This window comes from Nonomuraea sp. NPDC047529 (genome assembly GCF_040642995.1).
Classification (GTDB): Bacteria; Actinomycetota; Actinomycetes; order Streptosporangiales; family Streptosporangiaceae; genus Nonomuraea.
Window position 1 is genome coordinate 1 of sequence record NZ_JBEYTJ010000084.1, and the last position, 4,443, is coordinate 4,443.

4 protein-coding genes are annotated in these 4,443 nt (G+C 66.4%); 1 reads left to right on the forward strand and 3 read right to left on the reverse strand.

The features are described 5' to 3' along the window. Window positions 1-135: 135 nt before the first annotated feature. The 3 genes from ABZ815_RS52155 to ABZ815_RS52165 all read right to left on the reverse strand — a co-directional run bounded on the left by ABZ815_RS52155 (window position 136) and on the right by ABZ815_RS52165 (window position 2,214). The gene (locus ABZ815_RS52155) at window positions 136-291 is read right to left on the reverse strand and encodes a hypothetical protein (RefSeq protein WP_357710873.1); all 156 of its coding nucleotides are present in this window, start codon (window positions 289-291) and stop codon (window positions 136-138) included. A 128-nt stretch (window positions 292-419) separates the two neighbouring features. After that, complete coding sequence (locus ABZ815_RS52160; protein ID WP_357710875.1) at window positions 420-1,286, reverse strand: ABC transporter ATP-binding protein; 867 nt, start codon at window positions 1,284-1,286, stop codon at window positions 420-422. Then, a complete protein-coding gene (locus ABZ815_RS52165; protein ID WP_357710877.1) occupies window positions 1,279-2,214 on the reverse strand; it encodes an ABC transporter permease in 936 nt (311 codons plus the stop codon). The genes ABZ815_RS52160 and ABZ815_RS52165 overlap by 8 nt, the downstream gene beginning before the upstream one ends. A 470-nt stretch (window positions 2,215-2,684) precedes the next feature. On the opposite strand from ABZ815_RS52165, the gene ABZ815_RS52170 reads away from it, so the two are divergent. Continuing rightward, window positions 2,685-4,319 carry an ABC transporter substrate-binding protein gene (locus tag ABZ815_RS52170; protein ID WP_357710880.1) on the forward strand — a complete coding sequence of 545 codons (1,635 nt, stop codon included), beginning with the start codon at window positions 2,685-2,687 and terminating at the stop codon, window positions 4,317-4,319. The last annotated feature ends 124 nt before the right edge of the window (window positions 4,320-4,443 follow it).

Sequence of the window (4,443 nt, forward strand, 5' to 3'; positions counted from 1 at the left end):
CGGCGTTCCCCCCCCCCCCCCCCCGGCGCCCCCCCGGCCCCCGCCCCCGCGCCGCCCCCCCCGCCGCCCCCGATCCGGGGTCGGCGGCCTTCTCTTTTCCCCACCCTCGTACGGCTCCGCGCCCGACCGGGCCGGCTAGGGAAGCCGGACGCCGGTGCGGCGGGCTATCTGGGCCTGCAGCCGGGCCATCTGCCAGTGAAGGTCGAGCAGCTGCTCGGCGAGCTGCATTCTGGGCATCTCGGCCACGTCCTCGATGGCCAGGTGGTCGATCGCGGCCGAAAGCTCTCCCATCGCGCGCCCCCACTCCATCAGCGTTCCTTGGTTCGAATCCGCGTTCGAATTCTATCGGAACGCCCGTCACGCTGTCAGCGTTTCGGCGCGCGAGTCACCCGCGTTTCGCACGGGTGATCGAAACGGGCTCAGCCCTTGTTGTAGGCGGAGATGACTTCCTTGGGGTCGCCGTCCATCCGGATCTTGCCCTTGTGCAGCCAGATGACCCGGTTGCAGGTCTCCTCGATGACCTTGAGGTCGTGGGCGACCAGGAAGACCGTGCCGGCCGACTCGCGGATCTGCCGGATGCGGGCCTCGCTCTTCTTGCGGAACTCGCGGTCACCCGTGGCCAGGGCCTCGTCGATGAGCAGGACGTCGTGGGTCTTGGCCGAGGAGATGGCGAAGCGCAACCGCGCGCCCATGCCCGACGAGTACGTGGACATGGGCAGCTGGACGAACTCGTCGATGCCGGAGAAGTCGACGATCTCCTGGTACTTCTCCTTGACCTCGGCCGGCGTCATGCCCATGGCGTAGCAGCCGAGGACGATGTTGCGCTCACCGGTCAGCTCGCGCATGAGCGCGGCGTTGACGCCGAGCAGCGAGGGCTGGCCGTCGGTGTAGACCGCGCCCTCGTGCGGCGGCAGGAGGCCGGCGATGGCGCGCAGCAAGGTGGACTTGCCCGACCCGTTGCGGCCCACGATGCCGATGGCGTCGCCGTGGTAGGCCACGAAGGTCACGCCCTTGACGGCGTGGACCTCCTTCATCTGCGGACGGCCCTGGCGCTTCAGCAGGCGCGTGAGGGCGTTGACCGCATTGCCCTTCTCGTTGTCGGTGGCCGTGCCGTAGACGCGGTAGACGATGTGCAGGTCGTCGACGATGACGGTCGGGGTGCCCGTGGGAACGTCGAGCGGACGCTTGCCCTGGGGCTCCGGGTTGGGGTGCACCCTCACGTCCTTGCCGGGGACGGCGGGCTCCTCGCCCTTCACCTGTGACAGCTCCTCGGTCAGTTCAGCCACGCCCGTACCTCTCCTCGGACCGCCAGAAGTACCAGAAGCCGAAGCCGAGTGAGAACACTGCCCAGAATACGCAAGACACCAACACCATAGTCGGGGGGTTGTGTCCGTTTTGAGTGTGGTGGGTCTTGATGAGGATGTCGCGCATCCACTCGATGTAGGAGGCCGTCGGATTCAGGTACATCACGTCGGCGACCCACTGCGGAAGCTTGGCGGAGCCGACCACCTTGTCCTGGATCGAGAAGAAGACGCCCGAGGCGTAGAGCCAGGTGCGGGTGATGAACGGCAGCAACTGGTTGAGGTCGCGCATCTGGGCGCCCAGCCGCGCGATCACCAGGCTGGCCCCGATGTTGAACATCGTCTGGAGCGCCAGCACCACCGGGATCATGAGCCAGAACCAGGTGGGCCACTCGCCGGTGGCCGTCACGATGACGAGGAGCACGCCCATGGAGATGGCGAGCTGCTGCAGCTCCTGGATCGTGTACGCCAGCGGCAGCGAGGCGCGCGGGAAGTGCAGGGCGCGGATCATCGACAGGTTGCCGGAGATCGACTTGGCGCCCGCGGTCACCACGCGCTGGGTGTAGGTGAAGACGAACATCCCGGTCAGCAGGAAGGCCGGGTAGTTCTCGATGCCGCCCCGGCCGCCCAGGATGACGCCGAACATCACGTAGTAGATGCCGGCGTTGAGGAGGGGGGTCAGCACCTGCCACAGCTGGCCCAGGGCCGAGCTGGAGTACTTCGAGACGTTGCGGGACGTCGCGTACGTCAGGATGAAGTGTCGCCGCTCCCAGAGCTGGCGCAGATAGACAGGGAACCTCGGCCGCGCGATGGCACGACGAAGTCCGTATCTCTCGGCGAGCTTGGCCAGCGGCTCCTGCCCGCTTCGGCCGCCCGCCTGGGCGTCCGCGACAGCGGATTCCGGCTGGCTCATGGCAAGGACTCTATTGGATCCCGGTCGGTGGGGTGCCTGCCGCGAGGGACGCGGCAGATGCTTGGACGGAGTCTTGGGGCGCCAGGTTCCAAGGTGCCGTCAAGACTCGCTCAACCGTAGCCCAGCGAGGCACGCCATGGCGGGAAGGGCGCGACCACGGTCCTGTAGGGGGTAATTTTCATCCGCTGTTCACGTCGAAGCTTGACCTGTTTGAGCATCCCTGGGCGGTTTGTATCCTTACAGGTGGAATGTCTGTGACGCTGGATTGGCGCACGTGTGACCGAACTGCAACGCGCCAGAGACTCGCTGGTGGCAAGTAGTAAGAGATAGTCGCGATCGACTGGCAGGGCGTCGGCTGGTTTGACCATGTCAGCCAAATCCGGGGGATACCAGGAACCCCCCGTCAGGCTGCTTACCATCACCGCAGCTCAGCGCTGTCGCCCACCTGTAGAGGGAGGATTTTTATCACCATGCGTGTTACTAAGGGCGCACAGATCGTCGCCGGTACCGCGCTGCTCGCCCTCGCGGTTGCCGCGTGTGGCGGCGGTGCCTCGGACGGCGGCACTGCCGCGGGCGGCGGCGAAACGCCGGTCCGCATGGAGATCGGTGAGCCTCAGGAGCTCCTCAACCCGCTGAACACCACCGAGACCGAGGGCTCCGAAGTCCTCGCCGCGGTGTTCTCGCCGCTCGTCAAGTACGACGAGAACAAGCAGCCGGTTGAAGAGGCCGCTGAGTCGATCACCACCCAGGACAGCAAGGTCTGGACGATCAAGCTCAAGTCGGGCTACACCTGGCACGACGGCAAGCCGGTCACCGCGGCTGACTACGCGCGGTCCTGGAACTATGGCGCCAACCAGGACAACGCCATGAGCTCCTCCGCCTTCTTCTCCCGCATCGACGGCTTCGCCGACGTCCACCCGGGCGAGGGCAAGACGCCGACGGCCAAGGAGATGAAGGGCCTCAAGGCTGTCGACGACAGCACCCTTGAGGTGACGCTGTCCGCACCGTTCTCGCAGTTCAAGACGATGCTCGGGTACACCGCCTTCTACCCGCTGCCGGCCTCCGCGCTCGGCGCCGACGGCAAGGTGACCCAGGCCTACGGCGAGCAGCCGATCGGCCAGGGCCTCTTCAAGGTCGACAAGCCCTACAAGAAGGGCGGCGCGCAGACCATCGACATGACGGTCTACGACAAGTTCCCCGGCACCAAGCCGAAGAACTGGACCAAGCTGCAGTTCAAGATCTACAGCTCGGCCGAGACCGCCTTCCAGGACCTCCAGGCCGAGAACCTGGACGTGGACGACTCGCTGCCCGCCTCGGCGATCGCGACCGCCAAGTCCGTCCTCGGCGACCGTTACTTCGACGAGCCCGACGCCTCTGTGGGTTACATCGGCGTCCCGCTGAAGTACAACCCCGAGTTCAAGAACCCGGACGTGCGCAAGGCCATCTCCATGGCCATCGACCGCAAGACCATCACCGAGACGGTCTTCGCGGGCACCCGCGCCCCGGCCGACGACTTCATCAACCCGGCCATCCCCGGTTACCGTCAGGGCGCCTGCACGGCCTGCACGTACAACCCGGCCGAGGCGAAGAAGCTCTACGCCGACGCCAAGGGCCCGGCCAAGCTCGAACTCGGCTACAACGGCGACGGCGGCCACAAGGAGTGGATCGAGGCCGTCGCCAACAACCTCCGCGCCAACCTGGGCATCGAGGTCACGCCGAAGCCGTTCGAGAACTTCAAGGCCATCCTGGACGACCTGGACGCCAAGAAGTACAAGGGCCTGTTCCGTATGGGCTGGTCGATCGACTACCCGTCGGCCGAGAACTACCTGACGCCGATCTTCGGCACCCAGGCCATCTCGACCGGCTCCAACTACGGCGGCTACGAGAACAAGGAGTTCGACGACATCGTCGCCAAGGGTGACCAGGCCGCCGACGCTGCCGAGGGCCTCAAGCTCTACCAGCAGGCCGACGACATCCTGATCAAGGACATGCCGTACATCCCGGTGTACTTCTACCGGAGCAACTTCGGACACTCCCCCAAGGTCAAGGGCGTCAAGCTGAACCTGCTCAACCAGGTTCAGTGGGCCGACATCGAGAAGGCCTGACGTCATTCGCCGGGGGGGGGGGGGGGGGGGGGCCCCCCCCCGGGGGCGGGGAGTGGGTGGCGTCGCTTTGGGGGGCGCCACCCCCCGCGGCGAACGGGTGGGGCGGCCCCCCGGTCAAGGACGG